Genomic DNA, 23,521 nt, shown 5'->3' with positions numbered 1-23,521 from the left:
ACGGCATGGCCAGGATCAGCGCGCAGGAGAGACGCGAAAGCGTCGTCGGCGCAGCGATCGCCGAGTTCGCGCTCAAGGGCTACCACGGCACCTCCACCGAGGCGATCGCCAAACGCGTCGGCGTCACGCAGCCGTACCTCTTCCGGCTCTTCCCGGGCAAGAAGGCGATCTTCGTCGCCGCCTTGGTGCGGAGCATGGAAGACACCCGCCTGGCTTTCGAGCGGGCGACCGACGGGACGGAAGGCAGCGAGCAGACGCGCGGCGCCTTGGCGGACGCGTACGCGCGGCTGATCTCGGCGCACCCCGAAACACTCCTGATGCAGATGCAGGGATACGCCGTCGTCGCGGCCGCCGAGGCAGAGGGCGATGACCAGACAGGGGAACTCGTTCGGGCCGGCTGGATGAGACTGTGGGAAACCGTGCACCTGTCATTGGGAGCCGACACCCACGAGACCGCAAACTTCTTCGCCTGCGGCATGCTCGGCAACACCCTTACGGCCATCGGACTTCCCCCCGATTACAGGGAAGCAGGGGCTTGAGGCCATGGGCACTGCTCCGGCCTGCCGGAATCGGACATCAACCCGAAAGACCGCTTCGGCCGCCGATCCTGCTCGAAGACGGGGCGGATCAGTGCATACCCGCCGCATCGAGCAGGCTGACCACAGTGGGCGCGATGAGCCCGACCAGATTGTCGGCGCCGATCCCCGCGCGGGCGCTGGCACCGTCGAAGACCAGGATGAGCTGCCGGGCCAGCAGGTCAGGGTCGCTCGCGCCACCCTGTTCGGCCTCGGCACGGAAAAAGGCCGTCAGGTCCGCTTTGATCTGGTAGGCCACCCGGCTCGCGGGGTGGGTCTCATCCTTGAGCTCGATCTGCACAGCCAGGTAGCGGCAGCCTCGGAACTCGGCCGCACCCGCCCGCGACTCCACCCGCTCGAAGACGTACAGGATCCGCTCGCGGGGGGAAAGACCATCGTCCGCCGGAGGCAGGGCCGTCGCCACGAAGGCAGCGGAACGCTCCTTCAAGCTCGCCGCCAGCAGTTCATCCTTACTGTCGAACAGCTGGTACATGGACCGCTTCGACACTCCCGCCGCCTTACACAGCGCCTCGACGCCGATGCCGACGCCGTCGCGGTAGGTGAGCGTGGCCGCGGCCTCCAGAAGCCGCTCCCGAGGACTTTGCTTCACTTCGGTAGTCATACCGCGAGGTTAACTCGAATCGGACGAAATAGAAACCGATCGGTTTCCATACCGATCGGTTTCCATGGGATGCCGGGGAGATGCCCGCCGCCGTGCGGACATCTGAAGCCCAGCCAGAGGCTCGGCGACAGTCTTGAGGGAGAGGCCGTCGCCGAGCCCTGATGGTGCGCGCGCCTCTCGTCCCCACGGGGGCGCCGCACACCGGGGCCACTCCGAGTAATGGCCCCGTCTTGGGTGAGCCGCCTTCCGCTACGCCGGGGCAGCGGTCTTCACGGGCTCCGTCTCGGCGGGGATACGGTGCAACCCCTTGCGGTCGTACCAACCCGTCACGCCGAAGCCGAACAGGGCGGCTGCCACTAGGCCGACGGCCATCATGATCCAGCCCCGGGTCAGGCCGGCGTCGGCCTGTGCGTCGTAGTAGAGGATTGAGCGGATACCGCCGGTGATCTGCCGCAGCGGCTCGAACTCGGCCAGGAAGCGGTAGAAGCCGGGCAGCGCCTGCAGCGGCGTGGTGGCGTTGGCCGTCGGCACCGCCATCCCGATGAAGACCAGCGTGACCACCAGCATGCCGGGCGTGCCGAAGACGGCGAGCAGGGTGAGCGCGCCGATCCCGGAGACCGCGATGGCGCACACCGAGTACAGCCACAGCAGGGGCAGATGGGCGGCCTGCATACCCATGAGGCCGACCGCGCCCGCCATGACCAGGCTCCCCATCAGCAGGGACAGGCCGGCCATGAGGGTGCTGCTGATGACGAGAGTCTGCACGCGGGTCGCCCGGATGAGCGGGCGGTGCAGGCGCAGCGGGCCCATGTCGTTGTGGGTGTAGCCGAGGGCGTGGTCCACCTGGCCGCTGATGACGTTTGCGGAGAGCATGCCGCAGACCACCAGGACGAGCGCGTAGTAGAACGCCGTCAGCCCCAGGCCGCTGTGCGAGTCGAGCGGATGGCCGTCCTGGACGATGACGGCGGCCGGGTCGGCCAGGAGGACGCGCGCCGCGGCGGGCAGCTTCTCCTGCCCGGTCCCACTTCGGGCCGTCAGCTCCTTGCCCACCTGGAGCGAGGCGTGCTCGGCCGCCTGCGTCGTCGCCGTCCGGGCCAGACTGGAGCCCACACTGCCGGCGGACTGGTTGGTCAGCACCGTCAGCGTCGGACGGGTCGGGGCCCCGGTGGTCGCCGCGCCGGTGAGTGCGGTGGTGGAGGAAGTGAAGTCGGCGGGGACGACAAGCGCGCCGTACAGCTTGCCCTTGCCGATCTCCTCCTTCATCTCCTTTTCATCCATCACCTTCCAGTCGAGTTTGCCCCCGCTCGCGGTGGACTTCTTGATCGACTCGGTGATCTGTTTCCCCAGGTCGACCTGCTTGCCGCCGACAGTGGCCCCCTTGTCCGCGTCGACCAGACCGACGGGCAGATTCTTCATGTGGTCGACGGGGTCGATATTGGCCCCGACGTAGAACACGGTGAACAGCAGCGCGAGTACACCCGTGATGACGCCGTTGGCGATCCACAGGGGTTTGGCACGCAGGACGCGGAACGGGTGAATCCCACTCATGACTTACTCCGGTCTCGGACAACACACTCATATCCGGAGAAGGGCGGACAGCTTCATTGCGGTCCGGCGACCCTCGGAACGTTCAATCCCGGCACACACGGCCGTCGACGCGGAACCGGGCATGCAGCCCTCCCGCCGCACTCCGACCGATAAAACCGATCGGTTTCAGGCTCATCGTAAACCGATCAGTTTACAAATTCCAAGTCGCGGCGCCGACTCATGTCCCAGCAGCGCCAAGAAGCCACGCGCCGGCGCCATCTCTGGCATCGGGTCGCTTCGAGCCGCGAGTGAAGCGGCTCGCTTCAGGTCACGCAAGCGGTCCAGGTCCGTCGCGCCGAATACGGCCATCGGGGCGGCCCCGCCCAGCAGTCGCCGTTACCGAGGCGGGAAATGCCGGGCCGGTTCGGCCCATGGCCGACGGTCTACGGCAGGCGGGGACTGGAAACTGCGCGGCGGCCACCACGCAAGCGCCTGCCCCGGCTCAGGAGGGTGTGCGCGTTGGCGCCAGCTCGGCTGTTACGGCGTCGGCCACAGCGTCCCTCACCTGCGCCTCCGTGGGCGTGGGCCGGTCGAGTTCGGCGGCGAGTTGAGCCAACGAGGTCATCCGGACACCGGGCAGGGCGCAGGCCGTGAACGTGGTGTAGACGTCGAGGTCCGGGTCGACGTTGAGCGCGAATCCGTGGCTGGTGACGCCGCCGCTGATGCGCATCCCTATGGAGGCGATTTTGCGGTGGTCGGGGGTCCACACGCCGACCAGGCTCTCGGCGCCTCGGGGTGTGTCCCGGCGTATCGCCTCGAATCCCAGTGATCCCAGCGCACGGATCAGGGCGTTTTCGATCCGTCGTATCAGGCCGCGCGGTCCCAGCTCGCGTACGTTCAGCACGAGATACCCGATCAGCTGCCCTGGCCCGTGACAGGTGGCGTGACCTCCCCGGTCGACTTCGACCAGGCTGATCGGTGAAGCCGGTTCCGGCAGTTGGTCGGCCGGTGTCCGCGCCGTGTAGGTGATCACGGGAGGGTGGGTGAGCAGAAACAGCCGGTCCCCGGTAAGCCCCTGCTTCCGCACGGCCACCCAACCGGCCATGTCGGCCTGCGCCACCTCATACGGCACCTCACCCAGATCGACCCGCTCCATCTCCCCTGGCTGCATTACCTCTCCTGTGTCCTTTGAGACGACGTCGCCTCGCGCCGCGCCTGCGAAAACCCGCCCCCGACGAACGGACCACGGCCGCTTGGGGCCGGCTTCAGCGTGGCGTTCCGTACCCATGGATCCCTGGGATGGCGAGTTTTCCGCCTGTCTGGCCGGCCTGGTCGATGTCGGCGTCGTCCAGGCCGAGTTGGAGCTTGAGGTCGAGCTTCCCGACCGTGTCGTAGAGCCACTCCGGAATGGTGTCCGGGGTGAGGTGCAGGCGGAGGACCGGTGGTGCGGGAAGGTTTTCGATGCTGGGGAGGGTGCCTGTCAGGCTTTCGACGTACATGGCGATGTCTCCTCCCCGGAGCGTGGAGGTGGAACCGGGCGCTCCGTCGATGTGCTGGATCTGCGGGCCGACGGGCACCGCCATCTCCAGGTCGCGGATCGTGACCGCCGCCGCGGTGAACTTGAGCACTCGCTTGGGCCCGGCGGCTGTCTCCACGGTCACCACGCCGCCGAAGACAAGGTCGTGCAGTTCGAGGTGGCTCCCCTTCATGTTCCATGCCTCGGCGGAGAATCGGCCGGCCTCATGTTCCTCGGGTGCCTTGAGGTCGCTGATGTCGCAGGTGCGTGCAGTTCCCTGGGACGACTCCGGTCGGGGCGGCGGCTCGACGGCCCGGTGGCTGGGAGCAGGTGATTCAGGCGTGGTGGGCAGCCGGGGCTCGGGCGGTGCTGCGGACTGTGGCCTCGAAGTGGCCGAGCTTGGTGCGGGGCTCGCGCGGAGTGAGGGGCTCGCGTCGGGTGACGGGCTTTGTTGCTCGCCGTCGTCGCGGAAGAGGGGACCGAGGATGTCCGCAAGGCTCGTTGTCGCGGAGGTTGCGCTGGGCGAGGGGGTGGGAGTGGCGGTCGGTGCCGGGGTCGGGCCCGATCCCTCGTCGTCCGCGTGCGACGGCGGCTTGACGGGCTCCCCACTCGGGTGAGCGCCGGCCGTGCGCGGGTCCGCGGACCGGGTGGGGTTTGCGGGACTCTCCGTCGGGGAGGCTGAGGTGTCGTCAGGACGGGCGCAGTCGACACCGCTGGTTCCAGGCGCGCCTGACCCCTCGCCGGAAACGGAGAGCGCCGCGGTGGCGCTCGTGTCGGCGGGCTCGGGCAGGCGTTGGCTTCCCAGGATCAGGGCGGTCGGCAGCGCGGTCAGCGCGAGAGCCCTCCCGACCGGCAGACGCAGGCGCGTCAGCGCGGACGTGCGGGGGATGGCGTGCCGGCCTCTCGGCGGTCGAACGAAGCGGGGGGCTGCGGCCTCGCCGCGGGTATCGGGCGACTGATCACTCACTCCCCTGTCCTCCCACCGCGGCCGGTGGCGGCTGACGGCTCCTCGACGCCGTCGGGTATGTCCTCCGGGTGCCCGTCCACCGGGCCCCACGCCAGAGCGAGGAGTCCGCCCGACGCCGCGAGCAGTGTGCCGACGAAGAATCCACCGAAGTTGGAGATGGGAAGCGACAGCACGCCGAGGAACACCGAGACGCAGCCGGCGAAGAACCTGATGATCGGCTGGAACCAGAGGAGTCCGCCGAGGACGATCAGGGTCAGGCCGATGACCAGGGACCCGGCCCCCGCGGTGGTGGACATCGCCACGGACAGGGCGCCCAGGGAAAGGTTGAAATACGGGAAGTAGATGATGGGCGCGGCGGCAAGGAGCACCAGCAGGCCCGCCCAGAAGGGGCGGGTGCGCCGCCAGGCCCGGAAGTCCCGGCGAGCGCGGGTGAAGCCGCTGTCACTGCGGGGGTGCGCGGGTGCACCGGCACTCGTCATGTGGCAGCTCCCAAGTCGTGAGTGGGTGAGGGTGTCCGCGAGGACTATGGGGCGCTGCCGCCCCCTGGGCGGTCGCCGACCGCTTGCGCGCACGGGAGACGAGGGGGCGGGAGCGAGGTCAGAAGCAGTCGTGCCGGCCGGCCGCGATGTTCATGTGCAGGCCCGCCAGTTCGAACGTTCCCGCAGTCGTGGCCCAGACCTTCTGGTGGGCGTCGATGATCTCCACCTTGTCCGCCTGCTGGGCGTAGCCGTTGGGATCGACGTGGTCCTTCGGGTTGACCTGACCCTTGGTCATGGAACCGGTGGCGACGCCGATGTCGACGTTGGTGAAGGTGCCCTTCTTCGCCTGGAGATCGGTCATGTCGATGTAGAGGTCCTTGGCCTTGGCCGGCGTACCGTCCCCGCCGGCCTTGAGCGTCATGGTGTAGGTCCCGAGGACGGGTATGTCCACCGGGACGGACTGGCACATGTCGGTGACCGTCGCGTTCTTGATGGACGAGACGGAGACGGGCACGTGCTTGCCGTTCTTGGCGACGTCGACCGTGGCGTAGTTGCCGAATCCGGTGCCGCTCAACTTGCCGGCCGAGACCTGGAAGTCGGCGCCGGAGATGCTGAACGAAGCGGCCAGTGCGCCCTGGGCCATGGAGACGGCGACCGCCGCGGTGGCGGCCACCGTCGGGACCGCACCGATGGCGAAGCGCTTCCAGTGGGTCTTGCCGATTCGCTGGGACATGGTGTGGTTCTCCGTTGTCGAGGCGTACGGGACGACCGGACCCAGAACTGACTGGCCGGGCCCGGAGCGGGGGAAGAACTACGGCTGGGTGTGGCCGTGCCGGTGCAGGCGGCTTCCGCGGGCGCATGTCGTCCACACGCACGGAGGAAGTGGCACACCGAGGAAGCACTCGATAGCGTTACTACCGAGTACCCGATAGTGGCACTATCGATCCCGTCGGGGCAACCCCCGGTAACGCGATACTGGTGGACAGTTGAGCGTGAGGGAGCGCATGAGGATTTCAGAGCTCAGTCGCCGGTCCGGGGTACCGGCGGCGACCATCAAGTACTACCGACGGGAAGGGCTGCTGCCCGAGGGTCGCGCGCTGAACCCGACCACGGTCGAGTACGGCGAGGAGCACATCCAGCGGCTCCGTCTGATCCGTTCCCTCATCCAGCTCGGCGGGCTCTCCGTCGCCCGCACCCGGGAAGTACTCGAAGCCGTCGACCGTCCACTGGACGCGTTCGAGACCCTGGGCGTCGTCCACCACGCACTGCCCGTGCCCTCCGCGGAGACGGACGGGAAGAACGGCGCGGACAACGAGGACGGTCCCGGAGCGGAGAGGGCCGCCGACGAGGCGGTACCGGGCGGAACCGCCGCGAGGGTCGACGCTCTCATCGAGAACATGGGCTGGCGGATCTCCGACGCGTCCCCCCACCGCCCGGCACTCGCCGAAAGTCTCGCCGCGCTGAGCCGCCTCGGCACCGACTACACGGCCGACGACCTCATCCCCTACGCACAACTCGCCACCTCCACCGCCGATCTGGACTTCGCGCAGTTCGAGGGGATCGAGGACCGCATCGCCCTCGCCGAGCGGGCGGTGGTCCTCACCGTGCTGTTCGAGCCGGTCGTCCGGCTGCTACGGCGCCTGGCCCAGGAGGACGCGAACCACCGTCGCCATGATCGCCGTGCGTGCGGGCGGGACGAGCATCCGGAGGAGTGAGTCCCCAGCGGTGCCCCGCCGACACCCCCCGCTCGCGACGGCAGCGAGCGGCCGAAGTGCCCCAGGTGAAGGCACTTCGGCCTCTCGGAAGGGTTCAGCCCGTGGCGACGGGGACCCGCTCATCGGTGTCCTCCGGCATGTCGGTCTCCTTGATGCCGAACCGGTCGTAGAAGCGGGCGAGTGGGCGCGGAGCCCACCAGGCGGCTCTGCCCAGCAGTCTCATGACGGCCGTTCCCAGCAGGATGCGCACCACCAGCACGTCCACCAGGACCGCGAACACCATGCCGACGCCGAAGAGCTTGATCGTCAGCACATCGCTCATCCCGATCGCGGCAAGCGGCACGCACATCAGCAGCGCCGCGCTCACGACCAGGCGGCCGATGGACTGCAGCCCGGTCGCCACGGCTTGTGTGCTGTCGCCTGCCTTGTCGTACTGCTCCCGCATCCGGGACACGAGGAACACCTCGTAGTCCATGGAGAGTCCGAAGATCAGCGCGAACAGCATGATCGGCATGTTGGGCTCGATGTTGCCCGTCGGATCGAAGCCGAGCAGGTTGTGCAGATGGCCGTCCTGGAAGATCCAGACCAGGACGCCGAAGGTCGCGGACAGCGACAGCATGTTCATCGCGATGGCCTTCAGCGGCAGCAGCACCGAGCCGAACGCGAGGAACAGCAGGAGGTACGTCATCACCGCGATGTAGAGCAGCATCCATGGCAGGGTCTCGCCCAGTGCGTCCAGGGTGTCGTCGTAGACCGCCGACTCCCCGCCGAAGTACGCCCGGGCGCCCGGCGGTTCGGGGACCGCCTTGAGCCGGTTCACCAGGTCGCGCGCGTGGGTCGAGACGGGATTGCCGTCGTAGGTGACCGACACCCGGGCCGTGGTGCCCTCGACTCCGGTGATCCGGGCGCTCGTGGCGCCCTCGGTGGCGCCGAGCCGCTCGGCGTACGCCTTCAGCGCCGCGCCCTGCTCCTTCGAGGTCCCGTCGGACTTCAGCACGAGCAGCGAGTCGATGGACTTCACCGCGTCACCGTCGAAGTCGTGCTCCATGGCGTCGAATACCTGGCGGCCCTCGGAACTGCTCCGCAGCTGCTGCGCGTTGATGGAACCGAACTCGATCTTCGAGAAGGGCAGTGCGAGCGTCAGCAGCAGGCCCACCGCGCCCACCACCACGACCCACCGCCGCCGCATCAGGCCGTGCCCGAACCGGTACCAGGCACCCTCCCCTGCCGCCTCCGACCGCCCTGCCTTCTTGCGGCGCAGCGGGAAGGCGTTGACCTTCGGTCCCATGACGGCGAGCAGCGCGGGCAGCGCAACCAGCGAGAAGAGCACCGCCAGCACGACCGCGGCCACACCGCCGTACGACATCGACTTCAGGAATGTGGACGGGAAGAGGGTCAGGCCGGCCAGCGCCGCCGCGACCGTGGTGCCGGAGACCATCACGGTACGTCCGGCCGTGGCGAGAGTGCGCCCGATCGCCGCTTCGCCGGTGTAGCCGGCCGTCAGTTCCTCGCGGTAGCGGCTGACGATCAGCAGGCCGTAGTCGATGGCGACCGCGAGCCCCAGGATGGTGACCAGGCTCATGGAGAACACGGACACGTCGGTGATGTTGGCGATGGTCCGCAGGACGGCCATCGAGCCGAGGATGGAGAGCACCCCGACGAGCAGCGGGAGGAAGGCGGCGGTCAGGCCGCCGAACACGACCAGCAGGAGCAGGAAGAGCACGGGGGCCGAGATGACTTCCGCGGTTCTCAGGTCGTGTTCGATCTTCTCACTCGCCTGGTGGCCGGTGGGCACCGTTCCGCCTTGCAGCGTCTGAAGGCCGGGTGCCGGGATCTTGTCCTTGACCGCCTTGTACGCGTCCTCCTTGGCCTTCTCGCTGCTGCCGTGGAGGTTCAGGGCGACGTAGGTGGCGTGCCGGTCGTGGCTGACCTGCGCCGGCATCTTGGTCGTCCAGAAGTCCACATAACCGGTCACCTCCGACTTCGGCAGGGACTCCAACTGCTTGACGACCGCCTGCTGGAAGGACAGGTCGTCGACGGTGCGGTCCTTGTCGCGGTAGACGATCACCGCGTCGGGGGTGCGCTGCGGGAACGCCTTCTCGGCGATGTGGGCCGCGCGCACGCTGTCCGAGCCGGGGTCCTGGAAGCCGAGCGGCGTCAGGGAGCCGAAGACTCCGGCGCCGTAGGCCCCGGACAGGACGGCGAACAGCATGGTCAGTATCAGCACCGGCTTTCGCCTGCGGTACAGCAGACGCCCAAACCCCTCAAACATGACTTCTCCTAGATCGTCAGCCAGCGCCGGGCAGAACCATCCGAAGGTCGGCGCCGAACGAACCGTAACAGTGTTTTTATTGCTCGGTGCAACGCTGTTGCGCACCTCTCAATCGGAGAAGAGTCAAGATCTACTGCTCTGACCTGCTCGTATGCAGGAGGGTCTCGTTTCTGAAGCGGCGGGTCCTGACGCGGGGCGGGGCGGACGACGACAAGCCAAAGTGGGGTTGATAGGCATTCGTAACGGCGTTGCCATACGATGGCGCCATGGCCAGGCTCAAGACACATGACGAGGCACTCCGGCTCCGGCTCCTGCACCGCGCGGCCGCCACGGTCTTCGACCGCGGCACTGCCGCGTTGAGCCTGCGACAGCTCGCTGCGGACGTGAAGACCTCGACCACGGCGGTCTACTCGCTGTTCGGCAACAAGGCGGGTCTGCTCAGCAGCCTGTACGAGGAGGCCGTACGGCTCTTCGTCGCGCGCCTGGCAGCCATCCGGCCCACGGACGACCCGGCCGGCGACGTGATCCGACTTGGGCTCGTCTATCGCGAATACGCCATCGCCAACCCGCATCTCTACGCGATCCTCTTCTCCGACCGCAGCGTCCAGTGCCCGTCCGATTCGGAGTCGGAGAGGCCGCGTGAGGTCATCGAGACCTACCGGCCCCTCGTCGAGGCCGTGCGGCGCGGACAGCAGGCAGGGCAGTTCGGTTCGGAGTCCGACCCGGAGGTCATCGCGCTGTCGGTCTGGGGAACGGCCCACGGCCTGGTGTCCCTGGTGCTGTCGGGGAACGAGCCGCCCGGGCTCGCGGTCGCAGACTGCTACGAGCGGGCCCTGGGGGTATTGGTAGCGGGGTGGCGAGTGAGCGAGGGAAAGGATCGGGGGTTCGCGGACGTTCCGTGAGTCCGGAGCCGGGACCGCTTCGGGCCTGAAAGTAGGGTTCACCTACGACGAGACCGGGTTCTACGGCCACCCCGATCACATCCAGACGAACTGGATCACGATGGCAGCGCTGTCGCTGACCGGGATGACGTCGAAGGTGTACTGGACGACGGCGCCGCGCTCGATGATGAAGAAGTTCGGGCAGATCATGCGCGATTTCGGAGCGGACCGGGAGGAGCCAGGTCAGTCCGATGCCGGAGATGGGCCCGAAATCGGCCTGCCCGATGTGGAGATCACGGCGTGGGTGGACACCGCTGAGGTCGGCAGCCAGAAGTTCGACGCGCTGACCGCGCATGCCAGCCAGGGTGAGAACAATTCCTTGCTGCGGAGGGGCAAGGAAAGGTTCACGCCGCGCATGGAGGTGGAGACGTTCGTCCGGGTCCACGACACCACCGGCGCGCCCCTGCCCGAGAACGACCTCTTCGCCGGCCTGCGCTGAGCTCCGATCGGCGGCCGTCCTGCGGACACACGGAGGCTTTTCCAACCTGGTTGCGTAGCACGTCAGTTGGCTGAGAGCGGCGTTGAGGGAAAGGTGAAGCTCCTGGTAGATGGGTTGCCGACCAAGATCAACCTGCCCGCCCGGAGCTTCACATGCTTGTCTACCCATCGGGGATCGATCTGTCCACCTCGACCCTGCGCTACCTGTCCGGCCTGCTGAGATCCCGGCGGCGTGAGCGCGGCACGCGCTGGCGCCGCCTGACCACGGACCGACAGGCTCCGCTCGCGCTGACCCATCTGCGCTGCGGGCACACGTACGCCCGGCTCGCGGCCGGCTTCGGAATCGGGCTGGCCACCGTCTACCGGTACATCGTCGAGGCGGTTGAGGTCCTGGCCGCCCCTGCCCCCACCCTCCAGCAAGCCATGACCGTCGCCGCCAACAAGGTATTCGTGATCCTGGACGGCACCCCGCTGCACATCGATCGCATTGCCGCCGACGGCCCTTACTACTCTGGCAAGCACAAGCGCCGCGGCATGAACGTCCAGGTCATCGCCGACGCGTTCGGACGCCTGCTCTGGGCCTCACCCGCCCTGCCAGGTGCCGTCCACGACATCAAGGCCGCACGCATCCACGGCATCATCGAAGCGCTCACCCAAGCTGGCATCCGGACGTGGGCCGACAAGGGATATCAGGGGGCGATCCGGGTGCCTTACCGGGCCGCTGGAGCCCGCTCCCCGCCGGGAAGCGGGCGATGAACTCCTCCCACGCCAAGATCCGAGCCGTCGGAGAGCAGGCCAACGCCACCCTGAAGAGCTGGCGGCTCCTGCGCAAACTCCGTTGCAGCACCACCCGCATCACCGACATCGTCAAGGCCGTCCTGGCCTTGCACCTCGCCACGGCAGCCTGAGATCGCTGCGGCCGGAGGCGTGGACAAGGACAGCGCCACCATCAACGACAGCAAGGGAGACCGCTCACCATGACAGACGTCAGAGTCACCTACGACAAGACCGTCAACGCAGCGTACGTATACCTCACCGAACCGCAGGCACGCGTGAAGTCCGCGCGCATGTATCCCTGCGATCCAGTGGACGTCGACGGCATGATCAACCTCGACTTCGACGAGCAGGGTCGCCTCATCGGCATCGAGGTATTGGCGGCCAGTTCGAAACTGCCCGAGTACCTGCTCCAGTCCGCGGAGCGAATTGACACCGAAGGTGCATGACCAGCCGAGCACCACGCTCGCGGCGAACAGGTTGGAAGAGGCTCACGGAGAACTGCGGCCTGCATACCCCCGCGCAGTTGAAGTACCTGACTACGATCAAGGGGAAGGTTCACATCGCGCATCCACCCCTTCTGTGTACTCGACGAGCGCCAGCTGTTCTTTCTGCCGACCGGGCCGAGCAGTCTGCGGAACGTGGTCCCGCATCCACCGCCGGGCTTTCACCCGGGAAAAGCGGGCTCCGGTCCGCAGGAAGAGTTCTTGGAGTTCCAGGTCCCAGGCGTTCGTCGGTACACCGTGGTCACGACGACAGACTGCTCACCGCGCGCTGTCATTACATGCGTCGTGGACACACGGTGGTGGGACAGCCGGCCCAAGACCGTCCCACCCAAGCCAAACCCCCGCTACACTCCCCACTGCCAAGCCGCTGACCAGGGGGAATACAGAAGTCCGGCTGGAGTGCCAACTGGACCGCCGAACCTCCAATGGAGTCTGCGCTTGCCGGAGGCGTCCTTCGCCAGCCAACGACTCGTCAGCCCGCTCATCCGGCTCCGTAGCGATGCCGGTTTTAAGGCTTGAGCACCGCCAGCACATCGTCGAGCGAAACGTCGGCGGGGTCACTCATATCGAGACCATCGAACGCCTGCCAGATATAGGACGCCGTCCCGTTCTCCCGCAGTGAATGGAAGTCGGCCAAGTCCGGAGCGTCCCGGAAGCTGTTGAACGCCTCTTCGGACTCCCATTCAACGACAAACAGAACCTGCCGTGGCGCGAGGTCACCGGCTACGTTGTCCCGGAAGCGGCCAAACGCCACCATTCGACCACCATATTGCGGAGCCACTTCGGGCAAACGGCGGAAATACTCAAGGTACTTCTCCAAGTCGGCCACGTCAAACATATTCAGGGCGTAAAACTTCTTCTGCGAATTCGCACTCATTACAAATACCCTCTCCGGTATCAGGAAACTAGTGTTAGCTGCTCTATGCGGGCGCGGGGCACCGGCAGCAGGATGCGGACATCGTTGATGATGACGTCGGGCGCGATATGCGCCATCTCGGAGACCGACCGTGAAGAACGCACTTCCAGGGCTCGGGTGAATAATGAGGTCGTGGAAATCCGAGCTCGCTTCCCGTGCCGTTGGATACACCTTTCACCCCCGGGTAGCGCACAGCCTCGTTGACAACGCCGCGCCGAGGCCAGACTGCTGCACTGGAGCACTAGGCGGTTGCCCTACGGCGTCACGCGGGAAGCCATCCGCACTCCCAAGTAATGCGGGTTCGGAACTCGCCCGCTTCCGCGACGAGAAACCGATCGGTTCCCTCATCGTAAACCGATCGGTTTTCGTGTGCAAATCCGAGCGACGGGGGCGGCGTTCGATGTGCCCTGGCCGCCCAGGCGCCTGACGCGAGCCGGAGAGGTCATACGAGCCTGACCGGCCCGGCGTCGATCGGCAGGCGGACCAGGAGGTAGGGCTTGCGGCGCAGGTCCTGGCCCTCGTGGAAGGGCGCCAGCCGGTCGAGTTGGTTTGCGGTGGCGTACAGGTGCCGGTCCGAGGCGACCGACAGAGTGTCGATCCAGTTCAGGTCGGTGCCCTGGGCGAGGGTGCGGTAGGTGCCGTTCGGGTTTCTGCGCCAGATGGCGTTGTGTTCCAGGTCGCCGCCGTAGAGTCGTCCCTTGTCGTCGCTCTCCAGGCCGTCGGCCATCGGCTTGAACCCGAGGTTTTCGACTGTCGCCGCGACCTCGGCGTCCGTGGCGTCCGGGTCGGCGAGGGCGTCGGTGGACACGCTGTGCAGCCGGCGGCTGGAGAGCGGGCAGTAGTAGAGGCGCGTGCCGTCGGCGCTGAGAGCGATACCGTCGGAACCGGTCTCGTAGTACGTGGGCTCGCCGCCCGCGGGGCGGACCATGAAGGGCTCGCCATCGATGACCGGAAGGAACTGCTCGTCCGGGAGCGTCGAGGGATGCCCGGCCAGTCGCCGCCAGGAGCGGCCGGTGGCGAGGTCGACCACGACAATGCCGTTGGAGCCGCCCGAGTCGGTGATGAACGCCGTGCCCTGGGCGCCGCGCCGCAGGTCGAAGCGCACGTCGTTGAGGTAGCTGTTCGCCGGCACCACCTCGGGCGGGAAGAGGATCTTCCGTACGATCCGGTCCGTGCGCAGGTCGACCGCCACGAGCTTGGGGCCGCCGTAGGAGGACCCGGCGAACAGCGGGCTTCCGGTGTCGAGGATCCACAGCCGGTCGGCTCCGTCGACGACGACGCTCTGCACCGACTGGAAGTGCCCGGCCAGGTCTGAGGCGTCCTGGCGGTTCACCTCGGCGTCGGGGTAGGCCACCGGCTTCCCGCCGCGCAGCTCGGCGACGGTGAACGGGACGTCGTCGCCCCAGCGGGGAAAGTTGACGAAGATGCGGCCGCGGCACGAGACGGTGACCCCCGTCGGCATCGCGCCCCAGAAGCGGGCAACGACCTCGTAATGACCGGCTGTTGAACCGGAGGCGGCGGAAGAGGCGGAGGCGTAGGTGGGTCCGGCGAGTTGGGTGGCGGCCAGCGACGCGGTCGTCGCCGCGAGGAACGTACGTCGGTTCATGGGAGCGTCTCCTGTTGGGTCAAGTTGCTGGAGGGCGCGGCGAGTTGCCGCAGCACCTCGGCGCGTTGGGGGGGATGGCCGGACGTTGCCGTGGCCGTGGAGGACGGTGCCTCCGGCAGCCGCTCTCGGGGACTTGGCCGCCCGTGTGGTCAGGGCCAGCCGGAGCCCGCCTGGACGGCGGGTGCCTAGTGCGTTCCTGCGACCTAAAGCTGTTTGCCGGGGACATCCCCTGCGGCTGCCGCCAACTCCCGGAAGGGGAACGGGGCCATAAGGCCCGTGGATCTGGTGCTCTCGGGTCTACCGGGCTGCCGGCCGGGTCTTGGCAACCATGCTGCGGTCCCCCGAGGAGACCATCGCGTGAATGGGTACGGTGCTGACGCTCATGAGCGTCGCAAGGCCCCGGCGGCCCTGCTGGCGAGCGAGCGCCGGACCCACGAGGTGCATCAGGGCGGTGAGGGCCGGCATCGGACGCCCGAAGAGCGTGATCTCCGTGATGCGTGCTTGGTCGTCGAGCGTCAGCATCTGCACCTCCTCGAACGACTGGGAACCCACCCGCGCCCGGTAGACCAGGGCGTACGTGTCGCCCTCGCCAGTCTGGGTGTGATAGTGGACGTCCTTGACCGCCGCGAACACCACGGTCAGGAAGTCGCGCAGCTGGTCAGATCCCTCGAAGCGGAACTGGTCGGTGAGCGGCGAGCTGAGCACGACGTCCGGGCTCAGGCACGCGACCGCGGCGTCGACGTCACCGCGTTCCTCGGCGGAGCGCCAGCTCGCGACGGTGGCGGCGGCTGTGCGCAGGGGCTCGGACATGGGTCTCTCCCGGTATCAGCGGCGCGATGGGATGTGCGGGTGCCGACGTGCTTGGGGACGGGGTGTGTGGGTGGCGGGTGTCAGCCGACGAGCTTGTTCATCGTGCGGACCTGCTTGTCCAGGACCCAGGCGGGAACGAAGCGGAGCATGCGTGCGCGTCCGGCCATGGGGCCGGCGGCGTAGCGCAGTTTCGGCTTCGCGTCGGTGGCGGCCGTGACGATCGCCTTGGCGACCACGGAGGGGTCGTCACCGTTCTTGATCGCCTCCGTCATCAGGCGGTCGAAGACGTGCCGCTGGCCGGCGTAGGTCTGCAGGGGGGTGTCGGGCTTGGCGCTGTTGGCCTCGAATCCGGTGTTGGTGTAGGCGGGTTCGACGAGGAGCGAGCGGATGCCGTACTGGCGGACCTCGTGGTCCAGGGACTGGGAGTAGCCCTCGATCGCGTGCTTGGACGCGCCGTAGACGGCCATGTAGGGGGCGGGGATGAAGCCCTGTACGGACGAGAGGTTGATGATGCGGCCGCGTCCTCGGGAGCGCATGTGCGGCAAGACCTCTCTCACCATGCGCATGACCCCGAAGACGTTGATGTCGAAGACGCCCTGGGCCTGCGTGAGGGAGGTTTCCTCGGCCGCGCCGATCGAGCCGATGCCGGCGTTGTTGACCAGGACGTCGATCCGCCCGAACCGGTCGATCACCTGCTGCACCACGGCGGTGACCGACTTGTCACTGACCACGTCGAGGTCGAAGAACGTCACGCCCTGGAGCGGGGTGACGCGAGAGGTGTCGCGGCCAGTGCCAGCCACCTCGAAACCCGCTGCGACCAGCGCGAGCGCGGTCTGCTTGCCGATACCGGAGGACGCGCCCGTCACAAGGGCCACCGGCCGATTTGTCGTCATCATGCACTCCCGGACTCGCCCGGGAAACCGGTCGGTTTCCCTGTGGCTTCACTGTAAACCGGTCAGTTTCCACTGCGCAAGCTCAAGCACGGAACTGATCGCGGGCCACGTCACCGGCCGGCTTCAGGTCGACCTGCCCGGAGCCCGCCGACAGAGCGGCACACGCCGGATGAGCAGACAGGAGAGACGCGACAGCGTCATCCCCGCGCCACGATCGCGAGTTCACGCTCAAGGGCGGGATCGAGGAGCACGAGCGGCCTCCCGCGCCATGGGCAGCCCAATGCCGATCGGCTACACGCGGCCGATCTCGGCACACCCCGAAACGCTCCAAATGCAGAGGGAGGGATACGCCGCCACGGCAGCCAAGAGGCAGTAGAGGCCCTCGGCGGTGTCCGGCGAGACGGGCACGAGCCCGATGTCGCCGACGATGATCACTGACGGAACGCAGTGCTCGATTCTGGCGAATGCAACCACCGCGCAACTACGGACAGTGACTGCGGTTGAGAGCCACAGGCACTCAGCGGGCCTGGACATTTGCGGGCAACTCGGCGATAGCGGCAGGGCCGGTCCCGCGCGGGCTGGGCTCCTGGACGGGCGCGCCAGCGGGGGACGCAGGCGGCGGGTGATCCCCCGCCGTTCAGCAGTTCTCACTACGCGACGGGCCCGTCATGGTTCGCGGCCGCCCAGCCCGATCGCATTGCGTCACTTCCGGGTGGATGCTCGATAGGTAAACCGTCCGAGAGTCAATAGTCGGCAGGTGCGCCACACTTGCGTTCATCGCGCGACGGTTCTCGCCGCCCTCCCTGATCGAAACAGGGCTGCCGAGTGCGCCGGGCCGGAGCAGGGGCGTGGGCTGCCGTCCGGTGCAGAAGCCCCTGAAGGAATCCGGCTCTGGCTGATCAGGGCTGATCGCTGATGGCTCGGTAGGCCGCGATGAACAGGGTGTAGCACAGGTCGATCAGTTCGTCGACGGTGGCGTTCTGGTGGCCGAGCGTCCAGTCCACGAGGAGTTCATTGACTCCGCCGACCAGGCTCATCGCGGTCATGGTGAGCCGGTTGGAGGAGGTTTCCGGGCCAGGGGGCGGTGCAACGACGGCGGCGATCAGTGCGGCGAATTCGTGCAGGACCTCGCGGCGCCGTACTTCGAGGCGGGGGCTGGCGCCCACGACCTCGATGAGCACCAGGCGGGCCTTGCGGGCGTCGTCGGCCAGTGCGCGGATGAACACCTCGAGGCCGGCGCGCAGTTGGGCGTCGACATCGGGTGCGGCAGCGGCTGCGGCCTGTGCGGTCTCGGCCTGGATCGTAGCGATCAGCTCGTTGTAGACCCCGGCGAGAAGGTCTTCGCGGTCGCGGAACGACTCGTAGAAGTAGCGCTCGGTCAGTCCGGCATGGGAGCACACCTGCTTGACGGAGGCCGAGGCGTATCCGACCGTGCCGAACAGGTCGAGGCCCGCCTGGATGAGGCGGGTGCGGCGCTCCTGCTGTCGTTGCGCCGCGTCACGTCCGCCGTAGCGCCGTCCGGCGGTCTGTGTGCCGGTCATTTCTCCCCTTCGCAGAGGTGTTGACACCGGTGTGCTCCGAACTGACACTCTAGCTTGTCAGTTCATCTGACACGGCTTCATGTCAGACGTGCGTTGGGGCCTCTCTCCGCTCGGCGTTCCGCTCATGCTCAGGGCAAGAAAGGGGCTCGACCGTGGCAGCACCGCCCAAACACCCGTACACGTCCAGCCGAAGAGACCGCGACAGGCTCCCCCGCACACCACCGCTGACCGGCCGAGTGATCGCGGTCACCGGGGCGGGCCGCGGAATCGGGCGTGCCGTCGCGGCCCGGCTCGCCGCGGCCGGAGCCGCCGTGGCGATCGGCGACCTCGACGCGGAGCTCGCCACGGAGGCGGCCGGTGCCATTGGTGCGCGTCCCGGTGGCCGGCTGCTCGGGTTGTCTCTCGACGTCACCGACACACCTTCCTTCGAAGACTTCCTGCGCACCGTCGAGACCCGGCTGGGGCCGATCGACGTACTGGTCAACAACGCCGGAATCATGTGGGTGGGCCCCTTCGCGGAGGAACCGGAGGAAGCCGCCCTGCGCCAGTTCGACGTCAACGTCCACGGCGTACTGCGGGGGATGAAACTCGTGCTCCCGGGGATGCGGAAACGCGGTCGCGGCCACGTGGTGAACATCGCCTCCGCCGCCAGCAAGGTCGCCCCGGCCGGCGAGGCGACCTACGCGGCGACGAAGCACGCCGTCCACGGCTACAGCACAGCCGTCCGCGCCGAACTGCGCGGCACCGGCGTGCACGTGTCCCTGGTGATGCCCGGCGTCGTGGACACCGAGCTGGCCGTGGGCACCGCGACCGGCCCCACCCGGCGCCTGACGACGGATCAGGTGGCCGACGCGGTGCTCGACGTCGTGCTGCGCCCGCGGTTCGAGGTCTTCGTTCCCCGCCAGGTGGCCGCCCTGACCCGACTGGCCGCGCTGCTGCCGGGCCGGGCCCGCGACGCCCTGCATCACCTCCTTGTCCCCGACCAGCTCGCCGCCCTGTCCGACCGGTCGGTCCGCGCGGCCTACGAGCAGCGCACCCGGACCGCCCGCCATCCCGAAGGTTGAGCCCGTGACCACCACGCCCAAGCCGGCGCCCGGCGCGAAGAAGGCCCAGGACGCCGCCGCTCCGCGTCCCATCCCCGAATTCGAAGGTGTCCACGACGTATGGCCCCGCGGTGACCGGCTGCGCGCCGTGCGCAGCGCAGCGGCCACCTACCGTGAGCGGTTCGTCCAGCAGGGCCGCATCCACGCCGTCCGCAGTTTCGACATCGCCGCCGCCCCGTACCCGACCCGGTTCGGCTTCCACGGCGCCGCGCTCGCCGTCAACCCGTTCGTGAGCATCGTCAACCGGATGCTCGTCGTGCAGTTCGACGGCTTCGACGGTGAGCCGAAAACACTGGTGTGGGAGCCGACCGTCGCCGCCGGAACGGCTCAAGCGCCGTTCTACGCCCAGCTCAAGCGGCTGGCGGGGGACTTTCTCACCGAGCACGTCTTCGCCCGCTTCTACCAGGACCCGAACACCGTCCTGCCCTCCTGCGGTCTGCGACCCGAGGACGTGGACTTCGTCAGCTTCGACCACCTGCACGTCCAGGACGTGCGCATGATCATGGGAAGCACCAGCACCATTCCCGGCGAACGGGCGCCCCGCGAAGCGCTGTTCCCGCGCGCCCGGCTGCTGGTGCACCGCAAGGAGCTGGGCACCTTCGCATCAGTGCATCCGATGCAGTGGGCCTGGTACGTCGACGGAGGCATGGACGGAGTACCACCCGAGCGCGTAACCGCCTTCGACGGCGATGTCGAACTCGGCGTCGGCGTCAGCCTGTTGTGGACCCCTGGCCATACGGACGGCAACCACTCCCTGGTGCTGAACACCCCCGACGGCGTGTGGGTCTCCTCCGAGAACGGCATCTCGGCCGACAACTGGCAGCCCGAGCTCTCCCGCATCCCCGGGGTGCGCCGCCACGCCGCGTTCTACGGACATGAAGTGGTGCCCAACGCCAACACCCTGGAGGACTCCCTCGACCAGTACGACTCCATGATCAAGGAGAAGATCCTCGCCGACCCCAGCCGACGCGATCCACGCTGGCTGCAGATCCTGCCCTCCTCGGAACTGGCCCCCTTCAAGCGGCACTGGCCGGTGCAGCCCAGCTTCTTCCACGGCGGTCTGAACTACGGCGAACTCAGCCCTGCCCGTGGTGGCCGATGACCGGCCCGGCCGCCCGCCGGATCGCCGTAGACGGCGCGGACGGCGTGGAGTTGGCCGCCTACCAGTGGGGAGTGTCCACGGCTCCTCCGGTGGTGCTGGTCCACGGCTATCCGGACACCAGTGCCGTGTGGCTTCCGGCTGCCGAGCGCCTGGCCGATCGCTTCCACGTCACCGCCTTCGACGTGCGGGGAGCCGGTGCCTCCCGCCGGCCCAGGGGTCTGCGCGCCTACCGGATGTCCCGCCTGGAAGCCGACCTGGAGGCGGTCCTCGACGCCGTGAGCCCCGACCGCCCGGTGCACCTGGTCGGACACGACTGGGGATCGATCCACTCCTGGGAGTCGGTCACCGGCACTCGCCTGGCCGGGCGGATCGCCTCGTTCACCTCCATCTCCGGCCCGTGCCTGGACCACGTCGGTCACCTGATCCGGGCCCGCCTTCGGCCGCGGCATCCGGATCTGCCGAAGATGCTGCGGCAGGCCGCACGATCCTGGTACATCGGCTACTTCCATTTCCCGCTCCTGCCCGCCCTGACCTGGAGAGCACTGGGACACCGCTGGCGCGCCTTCCTCACCGGCTCCCAAGGTGTACCCGGGCACACCCCCTACCCCGCGCCGACGCTGGCCCGCGACGCCGTGTCCGGCACCGCGCTGTACCGCGCCAACATGCTGCCCCGCCTGCTGCGTCCCCGGAACCGGCGAACCACCGTCCCGGTTCAACTCATCATCCCCACCCGCGACTTCTGCGTCACCCCGGTGCTGTCGTCCGGAGTGGAGCACTGGACCCGCCAGGTACAGCGGCGCCCGATCAACGCCGGGCACTGGGTACAGCTCAGCCACCCCGAGGAGGTCGCGTCCCGGATCGCGGAATTCGCCAACCGCGTCGAAGACGACTCCCGTCGCGCTCCGGACCACACCGCGCACCCGATCTGACAGCCCATCAGCCCATCAGGCCATCAGGCCATCAGGCCATCAGTACTGGACGACTGCCTGACCGCCCTTCCGCACACACCGATCGCCGACGGAGGAGGAACCTGTCATGTTCCGAGCCGCACATGCCCGCCCGGAGAGTCCGTCCGAGCCCATCGACCACCACGACCTGGTGCTGCAACCCCGGGACGTCACCTTCGACTGGGGCGCCACCCCGCTGCACTGGCTGCCGGGTGAGCCCTTCGCGACCCACACCTTCGATGTGCTCCACCTCATGCTCCCCGAGCTCGAACGCTGGTTCGTGCGCACCTTCGAGCAGGCACTGCCGCTGATCACCGACGACCGGCTGCGCGAGGACGTACGCGGCTTCATCGGCCAGGAAGCGATGCACGCCGAGGCGCACCAGGGGGTCCTGGAGCACCTGCTCGCCAAGGGGCTGGACCCGGCTCCGTACACCCTTCAGTCCGAATGGATCTTCCGAAGGGTGCTCGGAGACCGGCCGGAGCTGACGCCGGCCGCGGCACACGCGCACCTCCTCCAACGGCTCGCCCTCATCGCGGCCTTCGAGCACTTCACCGCTTACATGGGTCACTGGATTCTCAGCAACGGGCACCTGGACCGAGCCGGCGCGGACCCCGCGATGCTGGATCTGTTCCGCTGGCACGGCGCGGAGGAGGTCGAGCACCGTTCGGTGGCATTCGACCTGCTGGTGCACCTCGATCCCCGGTACCGGCGCCGAGTGGTCGGCATGCTCGTCACCGCTCCGGTGCTGACCCGGCTGTGGATCCGCGGAGTCCGCTTCCTGATGAGCGCCGACCCCGAACTCGACGACCGGGTCGAGGTCCGCTTCCGCGACTACCTGGCCGCCGCCCGCAAGGACCTGTTGCCGCCACCGGGCGCGTTCACTCGCTCGGTACTGCGCTACTTCCGCCCCGGCTACCACCCGACCCAGGAGGGCTCGACCCAGCAGGCGGTCGCCTACCTGGCGGCGTCCCCCGCTGCCCGAGCGGCTGCCCAATGACCCGGCAACCAGTGAGACCTCCCATGGACATCAGCACACCCCTCACCCGGCCGCCGGACCTGTACGGCCGACCGCGCAGCGACTCCTTCATGCGGAAACTGGCGGCTTTCAGCGACAACGCGGTCACGCACCTCGCGCGGCGCAGCACTCCACCCAGGCGCCCGCCGGCCAACGAGATACCCGCGATCCGGGAACTGGTGGTCGCCGCCAGGCACCAGGAGGCAGAGGATGTCGTCTCCCTGCGGCTGGCAGCACCCGACGGGGGAACACTCCCGCCCTGGCAGCCCGGCGCCCACATCGAACTGCACCTGCCCTCCGGCCGCAAGCGGCAGTACTCCCTGTGCGGCGATCCTGCCGACCCGCACCGGTACCGCATCGCGGTGCGCCGCATCGCCAATGGCGGAGGCGGTTCGGCCGAGGTGCACGACGCCCTCGGAGAGGGTATTCGGGTCGCCGTCACGGGGCCCCGGAACGCCTTCCCCTTCGCCGCCGAAGCTTTCGTCCTGCTCATAGCGGGCGGCATCGGAATCACCCCGATCCTGCCGATGGCCCGGGAAGCCGCCCGACGCGGGCTGGACTGGAGGCTCGTGCACACCGGCCGCAGCCGCGGCTCTATGCCCTTCGCGGCAGAGCTGACCGAACTCGCGGCCACAGCCCCCGGCCGGGTCTCCATCCGTCCTGACGACGAGTCCGGCGTGCCCGAAGCAGCCGATCTGTTGAGCTTGAGCCCGGCGGCGGGTGCGGTGTACTGCTGCGGGCCCGCGCCCATGATCGACGGCGTTCGGCGCGCGTTCGGTGGCAGCCGCGCGTCAGCCCTGCACTTCGAGCGTTTCGCCCCACCCCCGATCACCGACGGCCGCCCCTTCGAACTTCAACTGGGCGACACCGGACGGGTTCTGCCGGTGCCCTGCAACCGCTCCGCCCTGGATGTTCTCCACGAGGCCCTGCCCGACATGCCGTTCTCCTGCCGCCAAGGGTTCTGCGGCACCTGCCGGGTACGGGTGACCCATGGCCATGTCGATCACCGTGACCGCCGGCTCACCGCCACCGAACGCGCGGCCGGCGCCATGCTGCCCTGCGTCTCGCGTGCACCGGAAGGAGAGCGGTTGGTGTTGGAGATGTGAGCGATGGCCGAGCGCCCGTAGAGCGCGGCCATCGCCGCGAAGAACCTAAGCGGCAGGGTGGATGCCCGACCCATGGCGCGACGCACTGCCTGGACGGTGAGCCGGTCCACCTGGGACACCGGCCAGATCCAGCGGCAAGTCGCCTTG

At 68.2% G+C, this 23,521-nt stretch carries 21 protein-coding genes and 2 pseudogenes; 11 read left to right on the top strand and 12 right to left on the bottom strand.

Features of this window, described 5'->3' with window-relative positions:
* The first annotated feature begins 5 nt into the window (after window positions 1–5).
* Window positions 6–539 carry a TetR/AcrR family transcriptional regulator gene (locus ACFXC1_RS41060; protein ID WP_381252733.1) on the top strand — a complete coding sequence of 178 codons (534 nt, stop codon included), beginning with the start codon at window positions 6–8 and terminating at the stop codon, window positions 537–539.
* A gap of 88 nt (window positions 540–627) precedes the next feature.
* Here ACFXC1_RS41060 and ACFXC1_RS41055 read toward each other — a convergent pair whose 3' ends face one another.
* The 6 genes from ACFXC1_RS41055 to ACFXC1_RS41030 form a co-directional block, all read right to left on the bottom strand.
* Complete coding sequence (locus ACFXC1_RS41055; RefSeq protein WP_381252732.1) at window positions 628–1,197, bottom strand: TetR/AcrR family transcriptional regulator; 570 nt, start codon at window positions 1,195–1,197, stop codon at window positions 628–630.
* A gap of 249 nt (window positions 1,198–1,446) precedes the next feature.
* On the bottom strand, window positions 1,447–2,745 hold the full coding sequence (locus ACFXC1_RS41050; protein ID WP_381252729.1) for an SNG1 family protein: 1,299 nt from the start codon (window positions 2,743–2,745) through the stop codon (window positions 1,447–1,449).
* Between the two features lie 481 nt (window positions 2,746–3,226).
* Window positions 3,227–3,895, bottom strand: coding sequence for a lipoyl(octanoyl) transferase LipB (gene lipB, locus ACFXC1_RS41045; protein ID WP_381252725.1), 669 nt, complete (start codon window positions 3,893–3,895; stop codon window positions 3,227–3,229).
* A 94-nt stretch (window positions 3,896–3,989) separates the two neighbouring features.
* Window positions 3,990–4,433, bottom strand: a complete 444-nt coding sequence (locus ACFXC1_RS41040) for a hypothetical protein (RefSeq protein ID WP_381252723.1) — start codon at window positions 4,431–4,433, stop codon at window positions 3,990–3,992.
* Window positions 4,434–5,203: 770 nt separating this feature from the next.
* Window positions 5,204–5,686, bottom strand: a complete 483-nt coding sequence (locus tag ACFXC1_RS41035; RefSeq protein WP_381252721.1) for a DUF6114 domain-containing protein — start codon at window positions 5,684–5,686, stop codon at window positions 5,204–5,206.
* A 118-nt stretch (window positions 5,687–5,804) separates the two neighbouring features.
* Window positions 5,805–6,419: a DUF6230 family protein gene (locus ACFXC1_RS41030; RefSeq protein WP_381252719.1), complete on the bottom strand. Its 615-nt coding sequence runs from the start codon at window positions 6,417–6,419 to the stop codon at window positions 5,805–5,807.
* Between the two features lie 271 nt (window positions 6,420–6,690).
* Between ACFXC1_RS41030 and ACFXC1_RS41025 the strand changes: the two genes are divergently transcribed.
* On the top strand, window positions 6,691–7,401 hold the full coding sequence (locus ACFXC1_RS41025; protein WP_381252716.1) for a MerR family transcriptional regulator: 711 nt from the start codon (window positions 6,691–6,693) through the stop codon (window positions 7,399–7,401).
* A 94-nt stretch (window positions 7,402–7,495) separates the two neighbouring features.
* Here ACFXC1_RS41025 and ACFXC1_RS41020 read toward each other — a convergent pair whose 3' ends face one another.
* Window positions 7,496–9,673 (bottom strand): MMPL family transporter, encoded by a 2,178-nt coding sequence (locus tag ACFXC1_RS41020; RefSeq protein WP_381252713.1) that lies wholly within the window; start codon window positions 9,671–9,673, stop codon window positions 7,496–7,498.
* A 266-nt stretch (window positions 9,674–9,939) separates the two neighbouring features.
* Between ACFXC1_RS41020 and ACFXC1_RS41015 the strand changes: the two genes are divergently transcribed.
* The 4 genes and pseudogenes from ACFXC1_RS41015 (at window position 9,940) to ACFXC1_RS41000 (ending at window position 12,275) form a co-directional block, all read left to right on the top strand.
* Window positions 9,940–10,575, top strand: coding sequence for a TetR/AcrR family transcriptional regulator (locus ACFXC1_RS41015; protein WP_381252710.1), 636 nt, complete (start codon window positions 9,940–9,942; stop codon window positions 10,573–10,575).
* Window positions 10,574–11,053: pseudogene (locus ACFXC1_RS41010) on the top strand (PIG-L family deacetylase); the annotation flags it as partial. The gene ACFXC1_RS41015 and the pseudogene ACFXC1_RS41010, both read left to right, overlap by 2 nt.
* 152 nt (window positions 11,054–11,205) lie before the next feature.
* A pseudogene (locus ACFXC1_RS41005) lies at window positions 11,206–11,960 on the top strand (transposase family protein).
* A 69-nt stretch (window positions 11,961–12,029) separates the two neighbouring features.
* On the top strand, window positions 12,030–12,275 hold the full coding sequence (locus tag ACFXC1_RS41000) for a DUF2283 domain-containing protein (RefSeq protein ID WP_381252708.1): 246 nt from the start codon (window positions 12,030–12,032) through the stop codon (window positions 12,273–12,275).
* A gap of 565 nt (window positions 12,276–12,840) precedes the next feature.
* Here the strand turns inward: ACFXC1_RS41000 and ACFXC1_RS40995 are convergent.
* The 5 genes from ACFXC1_RS40995 to ACFXC1_RS40975 all read right to left on the bottom strand — a co-directional run bounded on the left by ACFXC1_RS40995 (window position 12,841) and on the right by ACFXC1_RS40975 (window position 18,098).
* Complete coding sequence (locus ACFXC1_RS40995) at window positions 12,841–13,209, bottom strand: DUF1330 domain-containing protein (protein WP_381252706.1); 369 nt, start codon at window positions 13,207–13,209, stop codon at window positions 12,841–12,843.
* A 481-nt stretch (window positions 13,210–13,690) separates the two neighbouring features.
* Window positions 13,691–14,854, bottom strand: a complete 1,164-nt coding sequence (locus ACFXC1_RS40990) for an L-dopachrome tautomerase-related protein (protein WP_381252703.1) — start codon at window positions 14,852–14,854, stop codon at window positions 13,691–13,693.
* A gap of 297 nt (window positions 14,855–15,151) precedes the next feature.
* Entirely contained in the window at window positions 15,152–15,664 is a 513-nt protein-coding gene (locus ACFXC1_RS40985; RefSeq protein ID WP_381252700.1) for a nuclear transport factor 2 family protein, read from the bottom strand.
* Between the two features lie 80 nt (window positions 15,665–15,744).
* Window positions 15,745–16,557, bottom strand: a complete 813-nt coding sequence (locus tag ACFXC1_RS40980; RefSeq protein WP_381252697.1) for an oxidoreductase — start codon at window positions 16,555–16,557, stop codon at window positions 15,745–15,747.
* Window positions 16,558–17,456: 899 nt separating this feature from the next.
* Window positions 17,457–18,098 carry a TetR/AcrR family transcriptional regulator gene (locus ACFXC1_RS40975; protein ID WP_381252694.1) on the bottom strand — a complete coding sequence of 214 codons (642 nt, stop codon included), beginning with the start codon at window positions 18,096–18,098 and terminating at the stop codon, window positions 17,457–17,459.
* 152 nt (window positions 18,099–18,250) lie between these two features.
* Between ACFXC1_RS40975 and ACFXC1_RS40970 the strand changes: the two genes are divergently transcribed.
* From ACFXC1_RS40970 to ACFXC1_RS40950, 5 genes are all read left to right on the top strand, one after another.
* Window positions 18,251–19,162 carry an SDR family oxidoreductase gene (locus ACFXC1_RS40970; RefSeq protein WP_381252691.1) on the top strand — a complete coding sequence of 304 codons (912 nt, stop codon included), beginning with the start codon at window positions 18,251–18,253 and terminating at the stop codon, window positions 19,160–19,162.
* Window positions 19,163–19,166: 4 nt separating this feature from the next.
* The gene (locus tag ACFXC1_RS40965; protein ID WP_381252688.1) at window positions 19,167–20,303 is read left to right on the top strand and encodes an MBL fold metallo-hydrolase; all 1,137 of its coding nucleotides are present in this window, start codon (window positions 19,167–19,169) and stop codon (window positions 20,301–20,303) included.
* A complete protein-coding gene (locus tag ACFXC1_RS40960) occupies window positions 20,300–21,232 on the top strand; it encodes an alpha/beta fold hydrolase (protein WP_381252686.1) in 933 nt (310 codons plus the stop codon). Before ACFXC1_RS40965 ends, ACFXC1_RS40960 begins: the two co-directional genes overlap by 4 nt.
* A 106-nt stretch (window positions 21,233–21,338) precedes the next feature.
* Window positions 21,339–22,250: a metal-dependent hydrolase gene (locus ACFXC1_RS40955; RefSeq protein WP_381252683.1), complete on the top strand. Its 912-nt coding sequence runs from the start codon at window positions 21,339–21,341 to the stop codon at window positions 22,248–22,250.
* 23 nt (window positions 22,251–22,273) lie between these two features.
* The gene (locus tag ACFXC1_RS40950) at window positions 22,274–23,374 is read left to right on the top strand and encodes a PDR/VanB family oxidoreductase (protein WP_381252681.1); all 1,101 of its coding nucleotides are present in this window, start codon (window positions 22,274–22,276) and stop codon (window positions 23,372–23,374) included.
* The last annotated feature ends 147 nt before the right edge of the window (window positions 23,375–23,521 follow it).

This window comes from Streptomyces hokutonensis, from assembly GCF_042751305.1.
In the GTDB taxonomy this organism is placed as follows: Bacteria; Actinomycetota; Actinomycetes; order Streptomycetales; family Streptomycetaceae; genus Streptomyces; species Streptomyces hokutonensis_A.
This window is presented reverse-complemented; position numbering and strand designations above follow the sequence as displayed.